Raw genomic sequence first — 21,267 nt, 5'->3', positions numbered from 1 at the left:
CAAGGCGCAGAAGAAACTGCCCCGGCACGAGGGCCGGGGCAGGGGGTGTCACTTGATGCGCTGGCCTGGCTTGGCGCCGCTGTCCGGGCTCAGCAGGTAGATTTCTTCACCGCCAGGGCCGGCAGCCATGACCATGCCCTCGGATACGCCAAAACGCATTTTCCGGGGCTTGAGGTTGGCGACCATCATGGTCAGGCGGCCTTCCAGTTTGGACGGGTCGGGGTAGGCCGACTTGATGCCGGAGAACACGTTGCGGCGCTCGTCACCGATGTCCAGGGTGAGTTGCAGCAGTTTGTCGGCGCCCGGCACGGCTTCGGCTTTGACGATCAGCGCCACGCGCAGGTCGACGGCAGCGAAGGTGTCGAACTCGATTTCTGCCGACAGCGGGTCCTTGGTCAGCTCGCCGTTGCCGGCCGGGGCCTTGGCTTCGGCAGCCAGCAGGTCTTCCTTGCTGGCGGCGACCATGGCTTCGACCTTGGCCGGTTCGATGCGGCTCATCAAGGCCTTGAACGGGTTCAGTTTATGGTTTTCCAGGCGCGACAGGTGGTCGCTCCAGGCCAGCGGGGCAACGTTGAGGAACGCCTCGGCGTCTGCTGCCAGCACCGGCAGTACCGGCTTGAGGAAGATCACCAGCTGGCGGAACAGGTTGATGCCCTGGGCACAAATGGCCTGCACTTCATCCTGTTTGCCTTCCTGCTTGGCCAGCGACCACGGTGCCTTGTCGGCGATCCAGGCGTTGGCGCGGTCGGCCAGTGCCATGATTTCACGCATGGCGCGGCCAAAGTCACGGCCTTCATAGGCTTCGGCGATGGACGGAGCGGCAGCCAGGAAGGCTTCGGTCAGCTCAGGCGCGGCATCACCGCTTACCATCACGCCTTCGTTGCCTTTGTGGATGAAGCCGGCGCAGCGGCTGGCAATGTTCACGACCTTGCCCACCAGGTCGGAGTTGACCTTCTGCACGAAGTCTTCCAGGTTCAGGTCCAGATCGTCGACGCCACGCCCCAGCTTGGCTGCGTAGTAGTAACGCAGGTATTCCGGCTGCAGGTGATCGAGGTAGGTACGGGCCTTGATGAAGGTGCCGCGCGATTTCGACATCTTCGCGCCGTTGACGGTCAGGTAGCCATGCACGTTGACGGCAGTCGGCTTGCGGAAACCGGCACCTTCGAGCATGGCTGGCCAGAACAGGGCGTGGAAGTTGACGATGTCCTTGCCGATGAAGTGGTACAGCTCGGCCTTGGAGCCTTCGTTCCAGAACGCATCGAAGTCGAGTTCCGGGCGGCGTGCGCAAAGGTTCTTGAAGCTGGCCATGTAGCCGATTGGCGCGTCCAGCCACACGTAGAAGTATTTACCCGGTTCACCGGGGATTTCGAAGCCGAAGTACGGCGCATCGCGGGAGATGTCCCACTCTTGCAAGCCGGAGTCCAGCCATTCGGCCAGTTTGTTGGCTACCGCGTCCTGCAGGGTGCCGCTGCGGGTCCACTGCTGCAGCATGGCCTGGAAGTCTGGCAGCTTGAAGAAGAAGTGCTGGGAGTCACGGAGCACCGGGGTGGCCCCGGAGATCGCCGATTTGGGGTTCTTCAGCTCGGTAGGCGCGTAGGTGGCACCGCACTTTTCGCAGTTGTCGCCGTACTGGTCTTCCGCCGCGCACTTGGGGCAGGTGCCCTTGATGAAACGGTCGGCCAGGAACATGCCCTTTTCCGGGTCGAAGTACTGGGTTACCGAACGGGTGGCGATGTGCCCGGCTTCACGCAGGCGCGTGTAGATCAGGCCCGACAGCTCGCGGTTCTCTTCGCTGTGGGTAGAGTGGAAGTTGTCGAAATCCACCAGGAAATCGGCGAAGTCGCTACTGTGCTCGGCCTGGACGTTGGCGATCAGTTGCTCCGGGGTGATGCCTTCCTTCTCGGCGCGCAGCATGATGGCCGAGCCGTGGGCGTCGTCGGCGCAGACATAGATGCACTGGTTGCCACGCATTTTCTGGAAGCGGACCCACATGTCTGTCTGGATGTACTCGAGCATATGGCCTAGATGGATGGATCCATTGGCATAGGGCAGTGCGCTGGTGACGAGAATCTGACGTGGCTCGGACATGGTGGCTCGGCTACTTATCTGGCTACGGGGTAAAAATTAAGGGTGATCGGCCACTATAAAGGGCTGGCGAAGATATTTCACCCCGCATGCGCATCTACTGACGATTGACGGGTTAGGATAGGCGCCTGTTTCACATTCAGTTTGCCAATGGGAGTCTCCATGAGTGCCGTCACCCGTGCCGCCGTCGAAGGCGTGCTTCGCCAGTACACCGACCCCTACCTGAACCAGGATCCGGTCAGCGCCGGTTGCGTGCGCGCCATCGACATCCAGGGCGGGCAGGTCAGCGTGCAATTGCAGCTGGGCTATGCCGCCGCTTTGTTCAAGAATGGTTGGGCCCAGGTATTGCAGACGGCCATCGGCAACCTTGAGGGCGTCAGCAGCGCCCAGGTATCGATCGACTGCGTGGTCGCCGCTCACAAGGCCCAGGCCCAGGTGCCGGCCATGGCCAACGTCAAGAACATCATCGCCGTGGCCTCGGGCAAGGGCGGTGTGGGCAAGTCGACCACTGCGGCCAACCTGGCGCTGGCGCTGGCCCGCGAAGGCGCACGGGTGGGTATTCTCGATGCCGATATCTACGGCCCTAGCCAAGGGGTGATGTTCGGTATTGCCGAAGGCACCCGCCCGCAGATTCGCGAGCAGAAGTGGTTTGTGCCGATCAAGGCCCATGGCGTGGAGGTCATGTCCATGGCCTTCCTCACCGACGACAACACACCGATGGTCTGGCGCGGCCCGATGGTTTCCGGTGCGCTGCTGCAACTGGTCACCCAGACCGCCTGGAATGACCTGGATTACCTGGTCATCGACATGCCGCCGGGTACCGGCGACATTCAGCTGACCTTGGCGCAGAAAGTGCCGGTGGCGGGCTCGGTGATCGTCACCACGCCGCAGGACCTGGCGTTGCTGGATGCCAAGAAGGGTGTGGAGATGTTCCGCAAGGTCAACATCCCGGTGCTGGGCGTGGTCGAGAACATGGCCGTGCACATCTGTTCGAATTGCGGCCATGCCGAGCATCTGTTCGGCGAAGGCGGCGGTGAGAAACTGGCCAGCCAGTATGGCGTTGACCTGCTGGCGTCGTTGCCATTGTCGATGTTGATCCGCGAACAGGCCGACAGCGGCAAGCCGACGGCGATTGCCGAGCCGGAAAGTCAGATTGCCATGGTCTACCAGGAGCTGGCCCGCCAGGTGGGTGCGCGGATTGTGCTGCAAGAGGCGGCGGCGCCGGCGATGCCGAGCATTACCATCAGCGAAGACTGACCTGAAACCGAGTTGCCTGCTTCGCGGGTAACTCGGTTTTTCAGGCAGGCATAAAAAAACCCGCCAGAAGGCGGGTTTTTTTGAAAGCTAGAAGCTAGATCGACTTAGGCGATCTGAACTTCTTCAGCCTGCATGCCTTTCTGGCCGCGGGTAGCGACGAAAGTAACAGCCTGGCCTTCTTTCAGGGTTTTGAAGCCGTCAGCTTGGATGGCTTTGAAGTGCACGAACAGGTCGTCGCCCGACTGAGGGGTGATGAAGCCGTAGCCTTTCTCATCGTTGAACCACTTAACAACACCGGATTGACGGTTGGACATTTTTCTGTCTCCTTGGACAATTTGATAACGGTCAGGAAAAACCCTGCCCGGGACTGAGCGCAAAGAGAGCAGAAAATTCAGCGATGGGCCGATCAGGATCGTGCATCAAACTAGAGATTCTCGGTGTCACGTGCAGCACAGTGGCGCCACCTTACCCCACTTTCCGCAACCTGCCAATGGTCAGAAGGCGCTTTAAGCAAATTCGGATCGACGGCGGCTGCAGCCCCCGCCCGGCGCGGGATGAGGCATAGAACTTTAACCTGGGCGCCGGGACCGGTAAGATGCGCGTCACGATTTTCACCACGCAACTCTTCAGGACACCCCCGCCATGAGCATAAAATCGGACAAGTGGATTCGCCGCATGGCGCAGGAACACGGCATGATCGAACCGTTCGTCGAGCGCCAGGTGCGCGGCGAACAAGACAGCCGGGTGATCTCCTTTGGCGTCTCCAGCTATGGCTACGATGTCCGCTGCGCCGACGAATTCAAGGTGTTTACCAACATCAACTCGGCTACCGTCGACCCGAAAAACTTCGATGCCGGCAGCTTCGTCGACATCAAGAGCGACGTGTGCATCATCCCGCCAAACTCTTTTGCCTTGGCGCGCACCGTCGAATACTTCCGCATTCCGCGTGACGTGCTGACCATTTGCCTGGGCAAGAGCACCTACGCCCGTTGCGGCATCATCGTCAACGTCACCCCGCTCGAGCCCGAGTGGGAAGGCCACGTGACGCTGGAGTTCTCCAACACCACCACGCTGCCGGCGAAGATCTACGCCAACGAAGGCGTGGCACAGATGCTGTTCCTTCAGTCTGACGAAGAATGCGAAGTGTCCTACAAGGACCGTGGCGGCAAATACCAGGGCCAGCGCGGCGTCACCCTGCCGCGTACCTGAGCCGACAAGCGCGGGGAATTACCCGCGCCTTTGGCACTCCAACAAAGTAACGCCGGTGCGCATGATGTGCATCGGCTTTCGTCAGGAGCAGCCAATGAAACTCCATCCCGCAATCAGTGCCAAGCTGGCAGGCCTGCAGCCCAACCACGTGGGGTTGTTGCCCTGGTCATTGCTGGCGCACCCGCTGCCCATGCAGGCGGGGGGCGTGCCCCATCAGCCTGACCCCGATACCCCGCGGCCCCCAGAGCCTGGCGAGAGGCCACCCATGGAGCCGGGCGAGCCGACCTTGCCGGATGAGCCGCCGCCAGCACCTGTCGCCTGAGCGCCGTTACAGCGGCCAGACGCGCCCGGCGCCAGCCAGGTATACCCGGCTGGTGCCGGATGGCGCGATCTTCCAGCCGCCGGTGAACTCGCCGAATGCCGGCAGCAGGCTGACGTGAGCGTCGATCAGGAAGCACGGCAGTCGCAGGCGCTGGCGGGCCGTGCCGCGTAGCACAAAGACCGGGTGCACATGGCCGGCCAGCACTGGGTAAGCCGGGTGAGGTGCTGGTTCGTGTTGGAGCGCGAAAGGTTCCAGTATCCAGGGCTCGTCCTTGACCTCAATGCGAAGCGATGCAGGTGGATCGCCTGCGTTACGATCATGATTACCGCGTATCAGTACAATGTTCAGGTGCGCGTGGCGCTGCCGCCACGCATGCAGCCTGGCCAGCGTTGCTGGCGCCCGGGCAGTGCGTGCATGCAGGAAGTCCCCGAGGACGATCAGCTGGTCGCAGTCATGGGCTGCCAGCAAGGCATCCAGCCGGGTGAGCGTTGCGTCTGTGGTGCCTCGCGGCACAGGCTGGTGCAGGGCACGATAGCTGGCAGCCTTGCCGATGTGTACGTCGGCCACCAGCAATGCTCGGCGGCTGGGCCAATAGATGGCCTTGTCGGCAAGCAGCCAGAGCACCTGGCCTGCGTGTTCGATGGGCTGGTGACTCATGCCTTGCCTGCCGCTTGTTCCAGTTCTGCAACCATTCGCGCAATCCGGTCTGCCAGCTTCTCGGTGCTCAGCGTCTCGCGCATGCCCTCTACCAGTAAAGCGAAGGCCAGCGGCCCCGGTCGCTTCAATACCTGCAGGTCCAGCTTCAGGCTGGCCATTTTCAGCAATTGCCGACGCAGCCGCTCGATCTCCAGCTCCTCGCCCAGCACTTCGTCCCGTGCCTGGCCGAGTAGCAGGTTACCGGCGTCATGCTTGCGAAATACTTCATAGAACAACCCGCTGGATGCCTGGATCTGTCGAGTGCTCTTCTGTGCCGCTGGGTACCCGCCAAACACCAGCCCGGCAATCTGGGCAATTTCGCGAAAACGCCGCAGTGCCATTTCCCCTGCATTCAGGCTGGCCAGCACATCTTCCAGCAAGTGCTCGGTACCCAGCGCTTTTGGCAGGTGCGTTGTCCAGTCCACCGGTGCAGGGCTGAGCAGTTCGAACCCGTAGTCGTTGACGGCAATCGATACCGACAGCGGTTGTACGCGGCTGACCCGCCAGGCAATCAGGTTGGCCAGGCCCAGGTTGGCCAGGCGCCCGGCAAAGGGGTACAAGAACACGTGCCAGCCCTGGCGGGACTTGAAAGTCTCGGCCAGCAGCGTGCCGGTGGTTGGCAACGCCGACCACTGTGCCTGCAACGCCAGCAGCGGGCGCACGGTTCGCATCTCCGGGCCGTCAAAGCGGCCATGGGCCGCAGAATCGAGCTGCTCGACCAGGGCATCGGCCAGTTCGCTCGATAGTGGCATGCGCCCACCGTTCCAGCGTGCCACCGCAGCCTTGCGTGCGGTGCTGCGGCGCACATAGGCGGTCATGTTTTCCACGCGTACCAGTTCCAGCACCCGCCCGGCAAACACGAGCGTGTCGCCGGGACGCAGGCGGGCGATGAACGCTTCTTCGACACTGCCCAGCGTCTTGCCTCCGCCGCCCTTGCTCCAGTATTTCAGTTGCAGGTTGGCGTCGCTGACGATGGTGCCGATGCTCATGCGGTGGCGCCGTGCCAGGCGTTCGCTGGCAACCCGGTAAACGCCGTCGGGCTGGGGCTCGACGCGCTGGTAATCCGGGTAGGCGGAAAGTGAACTGCCACCGTGGCAGACGAAGTCCAGCGCCCACTGCCACTGGCTGTCGCGCAACGTGCGGAAGGCCCAGGTGCTGCGCACTTCGGCCAGTAGCTGCTTGGGTCGAAAGCCACTGCCCAAGGCCATGCTGACCAGGTGCTGCACCAGCACGTCCATGCACAGTTGCGGCGAGCAGCGGGCTTCGATGTGCCCGGCCATCAGTGCTTGTCGGGCTGCAGCTGCCTCCACCAGTTCCAGGCTGTGGGTAGGTACCAGGGTGATTCGCGAGCGCCGCCCCGGTGCGTGCCCGGAGCGCCCGGCCCGTTGCATCAGGCGGGCGATGCCTTTGGCCGAGCCGATTTGCAGCACCCGTTCCACGGGTAGAAAGTCCACGCCAAGGTCAAGGCTGGACGTGCAGATCACCGCTTTCAGGCTGCCCTGCTTGAGGCTACGTTCCACCCAGTCGCGGGTATCGCGGGCCAGCGAGGCATGGTGCAGGGCGATCAGCCCGGCCCAGTCAGGGCGGGCTTCAAGCAGGGCCTGGTACCAGAGCTCGGCCTGGGCGCGGGTGTTGGTGAACACCAGGCAACTGGCACTGGCCTCGATTTCCCGGCTGACCTGGTCGAGCATCTTCAGGCCCATGTGCCCGGCCCAGGGGAAGCGATCGATCGCTGTTGGCAGCAGGGTGTCGACTTGCAGCGCCTTGTCCTGTCGGCCCTGTACCAGCAGGCCGCCTTGCGGCAGCAGAACGTCCAGCGCATGTTGCAGGTTGCCCAGGGTGGCGGAGAGGCCCCAGGTCGGCAGGCCTGCATGCCAGTGGCGCAGGTGGGCCAGGGCCAGCTGCAGTTGTACCCCGCGCTTGTTACCCAGCAGTTCGTGCCATTCATCCACCACCACCAGCCGCAGGGTGGCGAAATCTTCGCGGGCCTGCGCGCGCGTCAGCAGCAGCGTCAGGCTCTCGGGTGTGGTGACCAGCACACTTGGCAGGCGCCGAGCCTGTCGGGCTCGTTCGGCGCTGCCTGTGTCACCGCTGCGTACCCCAACGCTCCACGGCAGCGCCAGTTCATCCACGGGCACCTGCAGGGCGCGTGCGGTGTCGGCAGCCAGGGCGCGCATGGGCGTCACCCACACCACCTGCAATGGCGCCGGTTGGCTGCCTTGGGGCTGGGGCTTGAACGCACGAAGCGCGGCGAGCCACACGGCGTAGGTTTTGCCGGCACCGGTACTGGCGTGCAGCAGGCCGGATTCGCCGCGTGCCACAGCAGCCCAAACGCGGCGCTGGAAAGCGAATGGCTTCCAGCCACGCCTGGCAAACCAGGCATTGGCAAGGTCGGTGGCAGCGGGCATGAGGCGAGTGGTCCTTCGAAGGCTGTGCTTCTACAGACCGCCCGCCAGGTGCAATGGTTTTACCGAATCAGTTGCCCAGCAGGTAGCCACTGCGACATACCTGCTCGCCAGCAACATGGGCGATGACCATACCAGAAGTGGCCATGCGCCTTACGCTGCGGGCATATAGCAGGCCCGGTTGGCTGTTGCGCACTGCCGTTACCCGATCACTGAGCGGGTCGATGACTTCGGCAATCAACTGCCCGGCTTCCAGGTACTGTCCGGGTTTGGCGTGATACACCAGCAACCCGCCCAGTGGCGTCACTACCGGTTCGACAGCAGCCAGCGGCGTGGCCGGGCTGGGCAAGGGTGGCAGGGCAGGGCTGGCGCCTTCGATAACGCCCGCGTGGGTAAGGAAGTCGAGTATCGCCTGGCAGTCTTTGCTGGCCAGGTCATGGCTGACATCGGCCTGGCCGCGCAGTTCTACAGTTACCGAGCAGCAGCCCAGCGGGATCGGGAAGCGCTTGCCGAAGCGTTGCTGCAACTGCCACCAGACCAGGCTGAAGCACTCATCGAACGACTGCCCGCCCGAGTCGGTGGCCAGCAGGCTGGCCTGGGCGCCCAGGTAGCGGGCCAGCGGCTCGATGTGTGGCCAGGCATCGGGTGTGGTGTACAGGTGTTCGACCGCCTCGAAGTCGCAGTGCAGGTCCAGCACCATGTCGGCATCGCAGGCCAGGCGCTGCAGGATCAGGCGCTGGGCTTGCAGCGGTGTGCGGGCCGGGTGCGCGTCCAGCCCACGACGCAGGTATTCGCGGATCAGCTCGACGTTGTGCGCCGGGTTCTGGGTAAGGTGTTCTTCTATCTGGTCGCCGATGCTGTCCGACAGGTCGACGAAGTTGCGGTTGAAGTTCTCGCCGCTTTGCAGCTCGAAGCGCCCCAGCGGTGCATCCAGCAGCACTTGCTCTAGGCCGACCGGGTTGGCCACCGGCACCAGGATGATCTCGCGCTGCAGGCGGCCTTGTTCTTCCAGTGCTGTCAGGCAGCGCTTGAGGTGCCATGCCACCAGCATGCCGGGCAGTTCGTCGGCATGCAGGGAGGCCTGGATATAGACTTTGCCGCCACTGCGAGGGCCGAAGTGGAAGCTGTGCAACTGGCGGGTGATGCCCGGAACGGGTGAGAGCAGGTCGTGGGTTGAATGGTGCATGGTGGTCCTGGATGCGTGGCGAATACGGTCTGCGACACAGGTCGGCACACTGATAGAAGCATAGTTTTCAGCGTTGCGCCTCAATGGAGTCGCCACCTTTTCAGGCCAGCAGTGCCTGCAAGGTGGCCAGGTCATCGGCCTCTTCCACCGGCTTGTCCAGCCGCCAGCGCAGCATGCGCGGAAAGCGCACGGCAATACCGCTCTTGTGGCGCCTGGACAAGGCAATGCCTTCGAAGCCCAGTTCGAACACCAGCGTAGGCGTTACGCTGCGTACCGGGCCGAAGGTTTCCACCGTGGTCTTGCGGATAATGGCATCGACCTTGCGCATTTCTTCGTCACTGAGCCCCGAATAGGCTTTGGCAAAGGGTACCAATGCTCGCCCCGGGGTGCCGGCCGGTGCGTCCCATACGGCGAAGGTGTAGTCGCTGTACAGGCTTGCACGCCGGCCGTGGCCGCGTTGGGCATAGATCAGCACGGCATCGACGCTGAACGGGTCGATCTTCCACTTCCACCAAGTACCCATATCCTTGGTACGCCCCACGCCGTAAAGGGCCTCGCGCTGCTTGAGCATCAGGCCCTCGACACCCAGGCTGCGCGACTGTTCGCGCTGGTGGGCAAGGTCGGCCCAGTCCGGGCCTGTCAGCAGCGGCGACAGCAGCACGGGGGCAAGCGGGTGCGCATCGACCAAGCGTTCCAGTTGGCTGCGGCGCTCGTGCTGCGGCCGGTTGCGCCAGTCTTCGCCTTGCCACTCCAGCAGGTCGTAGGCCTGCAACACCACCGGCGCGTCGGTCAGCAATTTCTTGCCCAGCGTTTTGCGCCCCAGGCGCTGCTGTAGCAGGGCAAAAGGCTGCACGGCCAGTTCAGCCCCCGTATCACCTGGTTTCCAGACCAGAATCTCGCCGTCGAGCACCACGCCATCGGGGAGCGTCTGCGCCAGGGTGTGCAGTTCGGGGAAGCGCTCGGTCACCAACTCTTCGCCGCGCGACCACACCCACAGCTGGCCCTCGCGCTTGACCACCTGGGCGCGAATGCCGTCCCACTTCCACTCGATTTGCCAGTTGCCTGGCGGCCCGAGCAGGGTATCGAACTGATCGGTAGAGGCTTGTAGCGGGTGGGCCAGGAAGAATGGGTAGGGCTGGCCGCCGCGCTGGCGATGCTCATCGGCGGACTCCGGGGCGATCAGCTTCTGGTAGCTGGCTGCGGTAGGGCGATGGCCAATGTCGGTGTAACCGACCAGGCGCTGGGCCACGCGCTTGGCGTCCAGCCCGGCCAGTTGCGCCAGGGCGCGGGTGACCAGCAACTTCGATACGCCCACGCGAAAACTGCCGGTGATCAGCTTCAGGCACAGCATCAGGCTGGGGCGATCCAGCTGCGCCCAGAGCGGCTGCAGGCGCTGCTGCACCTGCTCAGGCGGTAGCCCGCGCAGGGGCAGCAAATGCTGCTCCACCCAGGTGGCAAGGCCTTCATCGCTGCCATCGGCGTGTATGGGTAGCAACAGCGAAATGGTTTCGGCCAGGTCACCCACTGCCTGATAGCTTTCTTCGAAGAGCCAGTCCGGCAACCCGGCCTGAGCCGTTGCCTGTGCGCGCAACACGCGAGTGGGCACCAGCTGGCGCGGGCGCCCGCCGGCCAGAAAGTACACGGCCCAGGCGGCATCCTCGGCGGGGGCATTGGCGAAATAGTCGCGCAGGGCCTCAAGTTTGGCGTTGCTGGACGTGGTCGCATCCAGGCGCAGGTACAACGTGGCGAAGGCTTTCATGGTGTGGGTTCGGCCGTGACGACGTCGTCTTCGTCGCCGTATTCGGTGGCGAAGGCGCGGGCATCGAGGCCTTGTTCGTTGAGGTAGCGCACCAGCACGTTGACCGAGCCGTGGGTGACCATCACCCGTTCGGCGCCGGTCTGGCCGATTGCCCACAGCAGGCCGGGCCAGTCGGCATGGTCCGAGAGGACGAAGCCCCGGTCCACACCGCGCCGCCGGCGGGTGCCGCGCAGCAGCATCCAGCCACTGGCGAAGGCATCGCTGTACTCGCCGAAGCGGCGCATCCAGCTACTGCCGCTGGCCGACGGGGGGGCCAGGACCAGCGCTTGGCGCAGCAGTGGGTCGTTGCGCGGTATATCCCCGGCGTAGAGGGTTTTGGGCAGGTGGATACCGGCGTCCCGGTACACCCGGTTGAGCGGCTCGACGGCGCCATGTACAAGGATTGACCCGATGCTGGCGTCCAGCCCATGCAAAATCCGCTGGGCCTTGCCGAAGGCATAGCAGAACAGCACGCTGGCCTTGCCCTGGTTGCTGTTGGCCCGCCACCAGGCGTTTATGTCGGCAAAGACCTCAGCCTGGCTGGGCCAGCGATAAATGGGCAGGCCGAACGTCGACTCGGTGATGAAGGTGTGGCACGGCACGGGTTCGAAAGGCGTACAGGTGCCATCGGGCTCTACCTTGTAGTCACCGGACGCGACCCAGACTTCACCTTGGTACTCCAGGCGCACCTGTGCCGAACCCAGCACGTGCCCGGCCGGGTGCAGGCTCAGGGTCACCCCATGGTGAAGCAGGCGCTCACCGTAGGGCAGGGTCTGCAAATCGATGCCCTGGCCCAACCGACTACGCAGAATGCCTGCACCTGGGCTGGCGGTCAGATAATGGCCATTGCCGGTACGTGCATGGTCACCGTGGCCATGGGTGATCACGGCGCGGTCCACGGGCCGCCAAGGGTCGATGTAGAAATCACCGGGCGGGCAGTAGAGGCCTTCGGGGCGGGCGATGACAAGGTCCATGGCGCGGGCGCTGGTTTGGAGTTACCAGTTATGAGCCATGCAGGAGGAAGGAAGTTCGACCGGAAATGGCTGGGGCTGCAATGCAGCCCCAAAACAGGCGATGCCCGTTATTTGCCAGGTACCAGCGTGAGCCGCTGGCTGCCATACGCCCGCCCGAAGTTCTGCTGCTGCAGCGGCAGGCTCATGAACCGGCCTTTGAACCAGGCATCCAGCCCGTCGCTGTAGTGCGTGCTTGCCGGGTTACCGGACTGGCCGCTGCTGGTCAGCACCTGCAAGGGTTCGGCCTGGCCGAAGTCGACGATCATCCGCGCCGAGGCCGGCAGGCGGGTGTCGAAGTCGCTGCCCCAGGCGTATGGCGTCAGGGCCAGGGTGGTGAAGTCGCCACCTGCAGCCAGCGGTGAGCGGCTGATGGCTTCGCCCAGGCCATGGTAGGCCGGTGCTGGCCAGCGGTACTGGTGCAGCTTGCCCCATTGCCAGGCGCGGCGGTCGGCGCCCAGTTGCGCGATCCCGGCGTCCATTGCTCCCGCCAGGCTGCGGGCGAGAATGGCAGGCTTGTCTTCTTTTTGTGGGGTGTTGCGGTCATCCCAGAACGGGCTGTCGTCGCGGCCCAGCAGGTGATCGGCCTGGGCCGAGAACGACAAGCGGGCATTGCTCACGAACGCCTGCCAGGCCGGGCCGGATTCCGGACCCAGGTCGTCTAGGAAGGTTTGCCGCGTTACCTCCTGCAGAAACAGCTCGTACAGCGCTGCATCCGCCGACACCGGGCTCAGGCGGCCATCGAAGGCCTTGAGACGGGCCAGCGTGTCGCGGGCTTTGTCCCGTTGGGCGGCGGGCAGGGCATCAATCGCCTGCTTCAAGGGCTGGGCCATGCCGGGGGCGTCGAACATCTGCTTGAGCTTGTCGGCCAGCAGGGTTACCTGGTCGTTCTGCAGGGCCATCAGGCTGCGGCTGTCGTGACGGCCATTGCCGGCCAACTGGGCCAGGCGTTCGGCGCGTTCGGGGTAGTACCAGGTGCTGGACAGCTGCATGCCGTAGCCGCGCGGCAGGCTGCGCTGGTTGGCGTGGCCGATCCAGCCAGCGGTGGGGTCCTGGTCGTACGGGTGCAGCATCGGGTCGGCATAGCCGTCCCAGTCGTAGCGCCCGTCCCAGCCCGGCGAGGGCAGCAGGCCCTGGCCTTCGCGGCGGTTGGGGTAGCGGCCACTGACTTGCCAGCCGATGTGCTCCGGCTCGGCGAAGACAAAGTTGAGGGCCGCAGCGGTCACTTCGCGGGTGCTGTCGAAGGCGCGTTCCACATTCCTGGCCCGGGTCAGGTCGAACAGCGCATCCAGGCTGCGGTCGCCCTTGAACTGCGGCAGGTTCAGCGCCAGGCCCAGGCTGGCGTTGTCTGGCTGGGACAGCAGGGTGCCGTGGCGGGTGTCATACATCACCTCGCGCAGCGGGCGCTGGCCTCGGATGAAGAACGTTTCGCTACGGGCGCGGGCCGGCAGCCATTTGCCGTCGGCCAGGTAGCTCAGCTGGCTGCCTTGACGACGCAGTTGTTCCAGGAACAGGTCTTGGTTGTCGGCCATCACGGCGCTGCTGCTCCAGGCCAGTTTGCCGTTGTAACCGGCCAGCACGATCGGCAAACCCGGCAACGACAGGCCGGCAACCTGGTATTTGCTGGTGTGGATCTGTATCGGGCTCAGGGCCCAGGCAGCGCGGCTGTCGCTGGCCAGCAGGCTCTTGCCACTGCGGCTGCGCTGCGGGGCCAGGGCCAGGTTGGCCGAGCCCGGGCTGCCGAGCAGGTCGAGGTCGGCCAGTTTCTGGCTGGCGGCTGCCAGCGCTGGCAGGCCAGGCAGCTGACTGGCCAGGTTCAGGCCCTTGAGCTTGTCCACCTCGCCTTCGGCCAATGGCTCGTCCGGGGCGCCTGGCAGCAGCCAGGCCAGCTTGTCGCTGCCGGCTTTCTGCGCCAGGGTCAGGGCACTCAATTCTTCCTGCAGGTTCACTGATTGGCTGAACGCGTACAGGTTGAAGATCAGCGCCGAGTCTTCGGGCTTCCAGTATTCCGGGCGATAGCCACTGCTGGCCAGGCCGGCCGGCAGCTTGTCGCGATAGCGGAACAGGTAGGCGTTGACCCCGCGTGCGTACACTTCGAAAAAGCGCTTGAGCCGTGGCGAGGCGTCGGCGTACTGCTGGGCGGCGCTTTGCTTGAGGTTGGCCGCGCGCATCAGGCGGTCGATGTCCAGCGCTTCGCTGCCGGCCAGTTCGGCCAGGCGGCCTTGGGCCAGCAGGCGCATGGCGACCATCTGCTCGATGCGGTCTCCGGCATGCACATAGCCCAGGCTGAAGAGCGCATCATGGAAGCTGCTGCTTTCGATCAGTGGCGCACCCATGGCATTGCGGCGTACTGAAACATTCTGCGCCAGGCCCTTGAGCGGTTGCACGCCACGGGTCGGTGGCACGCTGTCCTGGTAGCCGCCCGTCTGGCAGCCGGCCAGCCCGAGCATGCCGAGCAGCGTGGCAGCGGTTGCGAACCGCGGGCGGAAGGGAGGAAAGGCGGGGGCGGCCATGACAAGGGCTCCTGCAAGGCGTGGCGGGTTTCGAAAGGCGCTAAGGTAGTAAGCGCGCAGGCGCCATGCAAGGTCCCAGGTCGGTTTATTTGCCAGCGCTGCCTCAAACGTTGAAGTGGTCTGCCAACGTCTCGGAAAAGTGCGTGCAATTGATGCGGGCATAGCGCCGGTAGTCACGGGTAACGGCGAACGCCGAGCCGGGCATCAGCAGGATCTTGTTTTGTTCCAGTTTGCGCACCAGCGGTTGCAGGTCTGGCAGGTCCGGGTGGTAGACCCAGAGGAACATCCCCCCTTGCGGTGCGATTTCAAACTGCCAGCCTCGCTCGATCAGAAGCCGCTGGGTCTGGACCTGCTGCCTGATCAGGCGCTGCTGCACATCATTCATGTGCCGGGCATAGGTGCCATCCGACAATATGGTGTTGACGAAGCGTTCGCAAAACGCCGGTACGGCAACACAGGTCAGCAGTTTCAGGCGTGTCAGCGGTTCGATCAGGTCTTGGGAGCAGGCGATGAAACCCACGCGCAGCGATGCTGACAGGCATTTGGAGAAACTGCCGATGTAGATAACCCGGTCAAGGTTGTCCAGTTCGGCAAAGGTCTGGCGTACGGCCGGGCTGAAGTCGCCATACACATCGTCCTCGACCACGAAGAACTCGTGCTCTACCGCCAGGCGCAGGACGCTGAAGGCGTTGTGCGGGCTGATGTTGCTGCCGGTCGGGTTGTGGAAGGTGCTGTTGCAGAAAAATGCCTTGACCTTGTGCCTGGCCAAGTAGGTTTTCATCTCTTCCACGTCCGGCCCGTCCTGGGTTCGCCGTATGCCGACAACGTGCCCGCCCGCCAGCTGGATCAGCTTGATCAGGTTGCCGTTACCCGGCTCGTCGACGAAAACGTGGTCGCCTGGCTTGATCAGCAGCCGCGCAACCAGGTCCAGGCCTTGTGTAGCGCCCAGTGTGGTCAGCAACTGGTTGGGGCGAACATCGACACGGGTCAGCCGTTTCATGTGTACGCACAGCTGTTTGCGCATGGGCAAGTAGCCCTGGATGTCGCCGTATTCGGCCAGCGAACTTTGCTCCAGCCGCGCCGTGCGGCGAATGGCCTTGGCCAGCAGCTCGGTGTCACGCCAGGCGGGGGGGAGCCAGCCGCTGCCCAGCTTGGTGTAGTGCTGGCCACCTTGCAGCAGCTTGAAGAGCGGGTCGCCCGCCATGCAGTCGGGCTCGTGGATCACACTGGTTTGCCGTGACCGGGTCGCGACGAAGTAGCCCCTGCCCGGTGAAGCCGTCAACACACCTTCGCTGACCAGCTGGGCGTAGGCCGAAACAACGTCGTGGTAACTGAAGTCGACCGCAGCCGTCAGTTTCCGGATGGAGGGCATGCGCTGCCCGGGCAGCCACTCCCCTGCATCCAGGCGTTGTCTTAACTGGTGATGAAGGCTGCTGGCGTTCATGGCAGGTCTCAAACCGTTAGAAAAAAAAGCCTAACAGTTAACGGAAATGCTTGTCGACTGTTCGTTTTCAAATGGCCAGTACATGCCACTATTCCCTTGTCGGAAGTGTTGGTTGCCCGCAAAGGCAACACCTTAAGCGTCTGTTCAACCAGACAACTGGATATCGAGCCCATGCACTCTATGGATATGCAATCAGCCGTCATTGCCAGGCTACCTGTGCCTGATGAACCGGAAACATTCAAGGTTGTAAGGAACCTTGTTACATCGGCGCTGTTGGAGTGTTGTTCAGTTGAAGAATTCGAAGCGTTAAAAGAAACTTCGGTTATTCAGTGTGTCACCGAACAAGCCCATGCCGATTTGCAGGCCTTTGCCCTGAAAGATCCGGCAGCTGGCCGCGACCTGGTATTCATTGCAAGAACGTACACCTCTTATTCTGCCGTTCTGCATTATCGGCTCGCCCATTGGATCTACACCAATACCGCTGCTGCCTATGGTGCCGGCGGTCAATGCCTGGCGGCCATGATCTCCAGGCGCGGCAAAATGCTCTCCGGGGCGGAGATCCACTTCCGCAGCCGTATTGGCGCGCGCTTCATCATCGATCACGGCATGGGCACCGTCATAGGCGAGACCTCGACCATTGGTGACGATTGCTACGTGCTGGGCGGCGTCACCCTGGGCGCCCGTGGTATCAGCGGCAACCCTTCAAGCCCCAGGCACCCGACCTTGGGCAACCGGGTACAAATCGGCGCGTTCGCCAGTGTGCTGGGCGCTATCCATGTGGGTGACGGCGCATTTATCGGGCCGGGCTGCATTATTACCAAAGATGTTCCCGCTGCTGCCCGGGTACAGGTTAAAACATCATTGCAGGTGGTACTGGAATCATGAGCGCTCTGAACTATGAAGTGTTACGCAATACCGAAAAGCTGTATTACAAAGACCAGTACCTGGCCGGCGTTGATACGCAAGTAGCACGCGTGCACAGTGATGGCATTGAATTGCAGAGTACCGTGGCTTACCCGGAAGGTGGCGGCCAGGAAGCGGACTTCGGCACCATTGAATTACCGGTGGGAACTGTGCGGTTTGTCTGGGTGAAAAAACTGTATGGCAGCCCGATTCGCCTCGAAGGTTTCAAGGGCGGGAAACTGGGCGGCATCATTATTCACAGCCTGCACCCTGATGACCTGCACTTGCTGGATGACGTCACGCCAGGCATGCCGGCCCGCATCACCATCGATATCGAACGGCGCGAACGGCTGACGCTGTCTCACAGTGCCAGTCACTTTCTGTATGCCGCTGCTATCGGGCTGCGTGAAGAGCTGCAGCAATGGACCATCGGCTGCCACATCAAAGAGGATTCGGCACGTTTCGACTTCCTGGTCGAGGACGCTTTCACGGCCGAAGAGGTGGATGAAATAGAGCGGCGGGCCAACGAACTGATCGGCTGCGATGCACCCATCGAGCACTACGCGGTCGAGGGCCTGGAAGACGCACGTTTGTGGACCTACAACGGCATCGAAATTCCGTGCGGTGGCACACACCTCGATTCACCAGGGCGTATCGGGCGCCTGAGCGTCAGGCGCAAACGCCTGGGCAAAGGTAAGGAACGACTGATCTGCGCGTTCCCCGATGCCGAAATCGACCTGTCCACCTACCACGGGCACGCACTATGAACAGCACGTTACCGCGGCGCACGTACCTCTATTTCACCGCACAGTCGATCAACCTGACCACCGCGGTCATGTCCGTGACCATGGCCGCCATTGTCGGCGCGGCGCTGGCGCCTGATGTCGCGTGGTCCACGGTGCCGTACGGGTTTCAGTTTCTGAGCCTGATGCTGGCAACCTACCCGGTCTCCAGGCTGATGAGCCGCATCGGCCGCAAGAAGGCTTTCATGCTGGGCGCGATTCCTTTGGCATTGTCGGGCGTCAGCGGCTTTCTGGCTGTGGAGCACCAGCATTTTGCAACCCTGGTCCTTAGCCATTCTGCGTTGGGTGTGTATATCGCCTTCGCCAACTTCAACCGCTTCGCGGCCACCGACAATCTGTCTCAGGCCCTGAAACCCAAAGCCCTTTCCCTGGTTGTGGCGGGGGGCGTCATCGCCGCGGTGGTCGGGCCGACGCTTACCGAGTGGCTGCGAGATGTGGGCGGCTATCCACTGTTTTCGCTCTGTTATGCCGCGTTTGTCGGCCTGGCGCTGCTGTCACTGCTGATTGCCCTTTGCCTGCCAGACGATGGCGGTGTGACCACCACGGTCAACGGCGCCGCCCAGTCGGCCCGCCCACGCACCGAGCCGTTAAGCCCGAGTGTGGTGGTAGCAATGGGCGTTGCTGCACTGAGCTACGGGATCATGAACCTGCTGATGATCCAGGCCTCGATGCACATGAAGCACATGCACGAGGACTTCTCGGACGTACGCCTGGCGATCCAGTGGCATGTGATTGCCATGTTTGCTCCGTCGTTCTTCACCGGTGCGATCATCCAGCGGTTGGGTATCAGGACCACCATTTGCGCGGGCCTGGCCCTGCTGATCGGCTGCTCGGCCCTGAATATCTGGTCGCACAGCTACGCCATGATGACCCTGGCACTGATTGCCCTCGGGCTGGGTTGGAACCTGACGTATGTAGGCGGCGGCGCCTTGCTGGCCCAGTCGCTGCAGAACAGCCCGGCAGCGATGCAGATGCAGGGCAAGAACGACCTGGCCATTGCCATCTTCGCCACCCTCGGCGCGTTCAGCCCTTCGCTGTTGCTGAGCACGGTCGGCTGGGATGGCACCAACGCCATCTGCATGGCCCTGTGCATCGGGCTGCTGGTTGCCACTGCCGGCCTGCTGCAGAACAAGGCCTGCCTGCATACTTCAATGGAAGGTAGCCGCAAATGAGCGAGCTCATCAGTGTCAGCGATCGCATCTACACCAAGCTGGAAATGAACAACCCGGGGGGAAGCCACAAATACCGGGCGGCCCGGCGCATTGTCGAGCATGCCGTAAGCAACGGCGACATCATTCCCGGTGTGACAACCGTCATCGAGAAAACCGGTGGCAGTTTCGGCTTCGGCTTGCTGGCGGCCTGTCACAAGTACCAGGTCGCGGTGGAGCTGGCGGTCGGGCTGAGCTTCAGCCAGACCAAGCGGGATCTGCTCGAGTGTTTCGGTGCCCGGCTGATCGGCAAGGAAATGCTGATGGCCGGTGCCACCCCCAAGGATGTGGTCATGCACCACCTGGATAACCAGGTCGCGTTGGGCAAGTCATACTTCTACACCGACCAGTTCAACAACCCGGTGGGTATCGAGGCCCACCGTTACCAGACGGCCAGCGAGCTGGCCGTGCAACTGACCAACGCTGGGGCAGGGCGGGAAGTCCTGTTTGTTGGCTGTGCGGGTACGGGTGCAAGCTTCACGGGCATTACGCTGGGGCTGAAAGATCACGGTTTCGAGGTGTCGACGGTGTTGGTCGACCCCTGTGGGTGTGACTCAAGGACAGGTGTGTTTGCCGACCATCGCTTCGAAGGCATGGCGGTGGGGGTTTGCCCGCCCTTCATGGACTGGTCGCTGGTGGACGAGCGGGCCCAGGTACAACACGCAGAGATGCTGGCTGCGCAGCGCTGGTTCTACATGCAAAGTGGCATTTTCGTGGGCAATACCGCTGCCGCCTGCCTGGCTGTTGCTCAGCGCATGGCCCAGCATCCGCGGTATGCCGGGACCACTGTGGTGACCATCGCCTATGACGCCGGCCTGTGGTACCAGGACCTGCTGGGGGCGACCCGGCGCAAGGCCGCATAGGCCAAGGCCCTCAGCAGGGGGCAACGTCAGATCAGGCGCCGTGGCACTTCTTGAACTTCTTCTCGCTACCGCATGGGCACGGGTCGTTACGGCCAACGTCCTTCAGGGCGTTACGTACCGGCTCCTGGTGGCCGTGGTTGCAGTGCGGGCCGTGAACATGGCCATGGTCATGGTGGTGATCATGGTCGTGGTTGCAGTCAGGGCCATGAACGTGGGGTTGCTGGGACATTGCAGGGTTACTCCGGGATGTTATCGCCGGGGATTATCTCACCACTGCGCGATAAGTGCAGGTCCCGCTGGATAAGCAGCCCGGTCGCTAGTTCGCCCTGCAGGGTGTAGTGCAGCGGTTGCTTGCTTCTGAGCAGCTTGGCCAGCGGCTTGAGGTGCTGCCATAGGTTGGTACGCGCGGTGATCTTGAAGGTACGCTGGGCATGCCCGCCCACGCTGCGCCATACGCTGGTTTCATCCTGCACCAGCAGCAAGTCGTTCAGGCGCACGGCATACGACAGGTTGCGGATGAACAGACGGCTGTCATTGGGGTTGTCGACTTGCAGGTGCAGCACGAACTCCTGTTCCAGCAACCTGGCCTTGACCGTTTCGACTTCGACCAGGCGCACCTCGGGTTCGCGCCAGTCTTCACCGCCCCAACTGCTGCAGCCCGCCAGCCATGCCATCAGTGTACCGAGCAGCAGCAGACGGGCGCGGGCGTTCATGTTCAGCTCCCGACGTAACTGGCGCAGCATTTCTTGAACTTCTGCCCGCTGGCGCAGGGGCAGGGGTCGTTGCGCCCGGCCTTCAACCCGACCGTAGGGTCGATGAAGTACCAGCGCCCGGCATGCTGGACGAACGCCGAGCGTTCACGCTGCTGGTGGTCGCCCTCCTGGTCGTGCCAGCGTGCGGTGAAGGTGACAAAGCCGTGTTCCGGTTGGCCGCCGAGTACTTCAGCGCTTTCTACCTCCAGGCCCAGCCAGGTGCTCTGGGCGCTCCAGGCGGCCATGGCGGCACGGTCCAGGTCGGCTTGTTGCGCGGGCAAAGTGGTGGCCACCAGGTAGTCGACCAGGCCCAGCACGTAGGCACTGTAGCGTGAGCGCATCAGCGCCTGGGCATCGGGTGCCGGGGTGCCGGCATGGTAATGCCCACAGCAGGCATCAAGCAGGTTGCCACTGCCACAAGGGCAGACCGAGACACTCATCATCACCACCAGTACTTGCCGAAGTTTTCAGGGTTGGCCCAGAACTGAGTGGGGTATGGCGGCAGGCCAAGCGTAGCGGGCTTCATAGAGGACCTCAAGGAGTTTGGTGACAAAGCTGGTGACAGTGTTGGTGACAGACAGCAAGACCGCAAGGGTGAATTAACCGGGGTCCTTAACGCGCCCACCGGCACCCATGCGAGGGCCTACGGGGGAGCCAGCGCGGGAAGTCTTGTAATGGTGACCTTTCAGATTTTTCTGTCAGATTCTCAAAGGGCCTTAGGGTGGTCTATGCGACCACAACCAGAACCCCAGTTGCACGGCCAGACAGACCCAGTAGAGGGCCTGTAGGTGGTCCATGGGGTTCTCCTTGAGG

Annotated in this window: 19 protein-coding genes; 7 read left to right on the top strand and 12 right to left on the bottom strand. The window is 63.0% G+C overall.

From position 1 onward, the window contains the following. Nucleotides 1–48: 48 nt before the first annotated feature. The gene (metG, locus tag ACF8R4_RS05135; RefSeq protein ID WP_060497871.1) at nt 49–2,088 is read right to left on the bottom strand and encodes a methionine--tRNA ligase; all 2,040 of its coding nucleotides are present in this window, start codon (nt 2,086–2,088) and stop codon (nt 49–51) included. Between the two features lie 159 nt (nt 2,089–2,247). Between metG and apbC the strand changes: the two genes are divergently transcribed. Further along, nucleotides 2,248–3,342, top strand: a complete 1,095-nt coding sequence (gene apbC, locus ACF8R4_RS05130) for an iron-sulfur cluster carrier protein ApbC (RefSeq protein ID WP_060497870.1) — start codon at nt 2,248–2,250, stop codon at nt 3,340–3,342. Between the two features lie 104 nt (nt 3,343–3,446). Here the strand turns inward: apbC and ACF8R4_RS05125 are convergent, their stop codons facing one another. After that, nucleotides 3,447–3,656 carry a cold-shock protein gene (locus ACF8R4_RS05125; protein ID WP_003254922.1) on the bottom strand — a complete coding sequence of 70 codons (210 nt, stop codon included), beginning with the start codon at nt 3,654–3,656 and terminating at the stop codon, nt 3,447–3,449. Between the two features lie 328 nt (nt 3,657–3,984). On the opposite strand from ACF8R4_RS05125, the gene dcd reads away from it, so the two are divergent. Further along, nucleotides 3,985–4,551: a dCTP deaminase gene (gene dcd / locus ACF8R4_RS05120; RefSeq protein ID WP_003258001.1), complete on the top strand. Its 567-nt coding sequence runs from the start codon at nt 3,985–3,987 to the stop codon at nt 4,549–4,551. 94 nt (nt 4,552–4,645) lie between these two features. Further along, nucleotides 4,646–4,873: a hypothetical protein gene (locus ACF8R4_RS05115; protein WP_060497869.1), complete on the top strand. Its 228-nt coding sequence runs from the start codon at nt 4,646–4,648 to the stop codon at nt 4,871–4,873. Between the two features lie 6 nt (nt 4,874–4,879). Here ACF8R4_RS05115 and pdeM read toward each other — a convergent pair whose 3' ends face one another. The 7 genes from pdeM to ACF8R4_RS05080 form a co-directional block, all read right to left on the bottom strand. Beyond that, nucleotides 4,880–5,530 (bottom strand): ligase-associated DNA damage response endonuclease PdeM, encoded by a 651-nt coding sequence (gene pdeM / locus ACF8R4_RS05110; RefSeq protein ID WP_060497868.1) that lies wholly within the window; start codon nt 5,528–5,530, stop codon nt 4,880–4,882. Beyond that, a complete protein-coding gene (locus ACF8R4_RS05105) occupies nt 5,527–7,977 on the bottom strand; it encodes a ligase-associated DNA damage response DEXH box helicase (RefSeq protein WP_104833318.1) in 2,451 nt (816 codons plus the stop codon). The genes pdeM and ACF8R4_RS05105 overlap by 4 nt, the downstream gene beginning before the upstream one ends. A gap of 67 nt (nt 7,978–8,044) precedes the next feature. Next, on the bottom strand, nt 8,045–9,160 hold the full coding sequence (locus ACF8R4_RS05100) for a succinylglutamate desuccinylase/aspartoacylase family protein (protein ID WP_060497866.1): 1,116 nt from the start codon (nt 9,158–9,160) through the stop codon (nt 8,045–8,047). A gap of 100 nt (nt 9,161–9,260) precedes the next feature. Further along, entirely contained in the window at nt 9,261–10,919 is a 1,659-nt protein-coding gene (locus ACF8R4_RS05095; protein WP_200929142.1) for an ATP-dependent DNA ligase, read from the bottom strand. Then, nucleotides 10,916–11,932, bottom strand: a complete 1,017-nt coding sequence (locus tag ACF8R4_RS05090; protein WP_060497864.1) for a ligase-associated DNA damage response exonuclease — start codon at nt 11,930–11,932, stop codon at nt 10,916–10,918. The genes ACF8R4_RS05095 and ACF8R4_RS05090 overlap by 4 nt, the downstream gene beginning before the upstream one ends. A 107-nt stretch (nt 11,933–12,039) precedes the next feature. Further along, on the bottom strand, nt 12,040–14,481 hold the full coding sequence (locus ACF8R4_RS05085; RefSeq protein WP_164524175.1) for a penicillin acylase family protein: 2,442 nt from the start codon (nt 14,479–14,481) through the stop codon (nt 12,040–12,042). Between the two features lie 103 nt (nt 14,482–14,584). Then, on the bottom strand, nt 14,585–15,925 hold the full coding sequence (locus tag ACF8R4_RS05080) for a PLP-dependent aminotransferase family protein (RefSeq protein ID WP_060497862.1): 1,341 nt from the start codon (nt 15,923–15,925) through the stop codon (nt 14,585–14,587). A 171-nt stretch (nt 15,926–16,096) separates the two neighbouring features. Here ACF8R4_RS05080 and ACF8R4_RS05075 point away from each other — a divergent pair, with 171 nt between their 5' ends. Genes ACF8R4_RS05075 through ACF8R4_RS05060 form a run of 4 tightly spaced genes read left to right on the top strand, consistent with a single transcriptional unit; the run spans nt 16,097 to nt 19,702 of the window. Continuing rightward, on the top strand, nt 16,097–16,810 hold the full coding sequence (locus tag ACF8R4_RS05075) for a serine O-acetyltransferase (RefSeq protein WP_060497861.1): 714 nt from the start codon (nt 16,097–16,099) through the stop codon (nt 16,808–16,810). Continuing rightward, nucleotides 16,807–17,595 carry an alanyl-tRNA editing protein gene (locus ACF8R4_RS05070; protein ID WP_060497860.1) on the top strand — a complete coding sequence of 263 codons (789 nt, stop codon included), beginning with the start codon at nt 16,807–16,809 and terminating at the stop codon, nt 17,593–17,595. The genes ACF8R4_RS05075 and ACF8R4_RS05070 overlap by 4 nt, the downstream gene beginning before the upstream one ends. Continuing rightward, a complete protein-coding gene (locus tag ACF8R4_RS05065) occupies nt 17,592–18,803 on the top strand; it encodes an MFS transporter (protein WP_392491811.1) in 1,212 nt (403 codons plus the stop codon). The genes ACF8R4_RS05070 and ACF8R4_RS05065 overlap by 4 nt, the downstream gene beginning before the upstream one ends. Next, the gene (locus ACF8R4_RS05060) at nt 18,800–19,702 is read left to right on the top strand and encodes a pyridoxal-phosphate dependent enzyme (protein ID WP_060497858.1); all 903 of its coding nucleotides are present in this window, start codon (nt 18,800–18,802) and stop codon (nt 19,700–19,702) included. Before ACF8R4_RS05065 ends, ACF8R4_RS05060 begins: the two co-directional genes overlap by 4 nt. A 31-nt stretch (nt 19,703–19,733) precedes the next feature. Here the strand turns inward: ACF8R4_RS05060 and ACF8R4_RS05055 are convergent, their stop codons facing one another. From ACF8R4_RS05055 to ACF8R4_RS05045, 3 genes are read right to left on the bottom strand one after another with little or no spacing between them, the layout of a single operon-like run. Next, nucleotides 19,734–19,931, bottom strand: a complete 198-nt coding sequence (locus ACF8R4_RS05055) for an SEC-C metal-binding domain-containing protein (RefSeq protein ID WP_009684590.1) — start codon at nt 19,929–19,931, stop codon at nt 19,734–19,736. 7 nt (nt 19,932–19,938) lie between these two features. After that, nucleotides 19,939–20,415: an LEA type 2 family protein gene (locus tag ACF8R4_RS05050; protein ID WP_060497857.1), complete on the bottom strand. Its 477-nt coding sequence runs from the start codon at nt 20,413–20,415 to the stop codon at nt 19,939–19,941. A 2-nt stretch (nt 20,416–20,417) separates the two neighbouring features. Continuing rightward, entirely contained in the window at nt 20,418–20,894 is a 477-nt protein-coding gene (locus ACF8R4_RS05045) for a YchJ family protein (protein ID WP_060497856.1), read from the bottom strand. Nucleotides 20,895–21,267: the final 373 nt, after the last annotated feature.

Source organism: Pseudomonas sp. FYR_2 (assembly GCF_043106425.1).
Taxonomy (GTDB): domain Bacteria; phylum Pseudomonadota; class Gammaproteobacteria; order Pseudomonadales; family Pseudomonadaceae; genus Aquipseudomonas; species Aquipseudomonas monteilii.
Note: the sequence above shows the minus strand (reverse complement) of the source record. Positions and strands in the feature narration are given on the sequence as shown.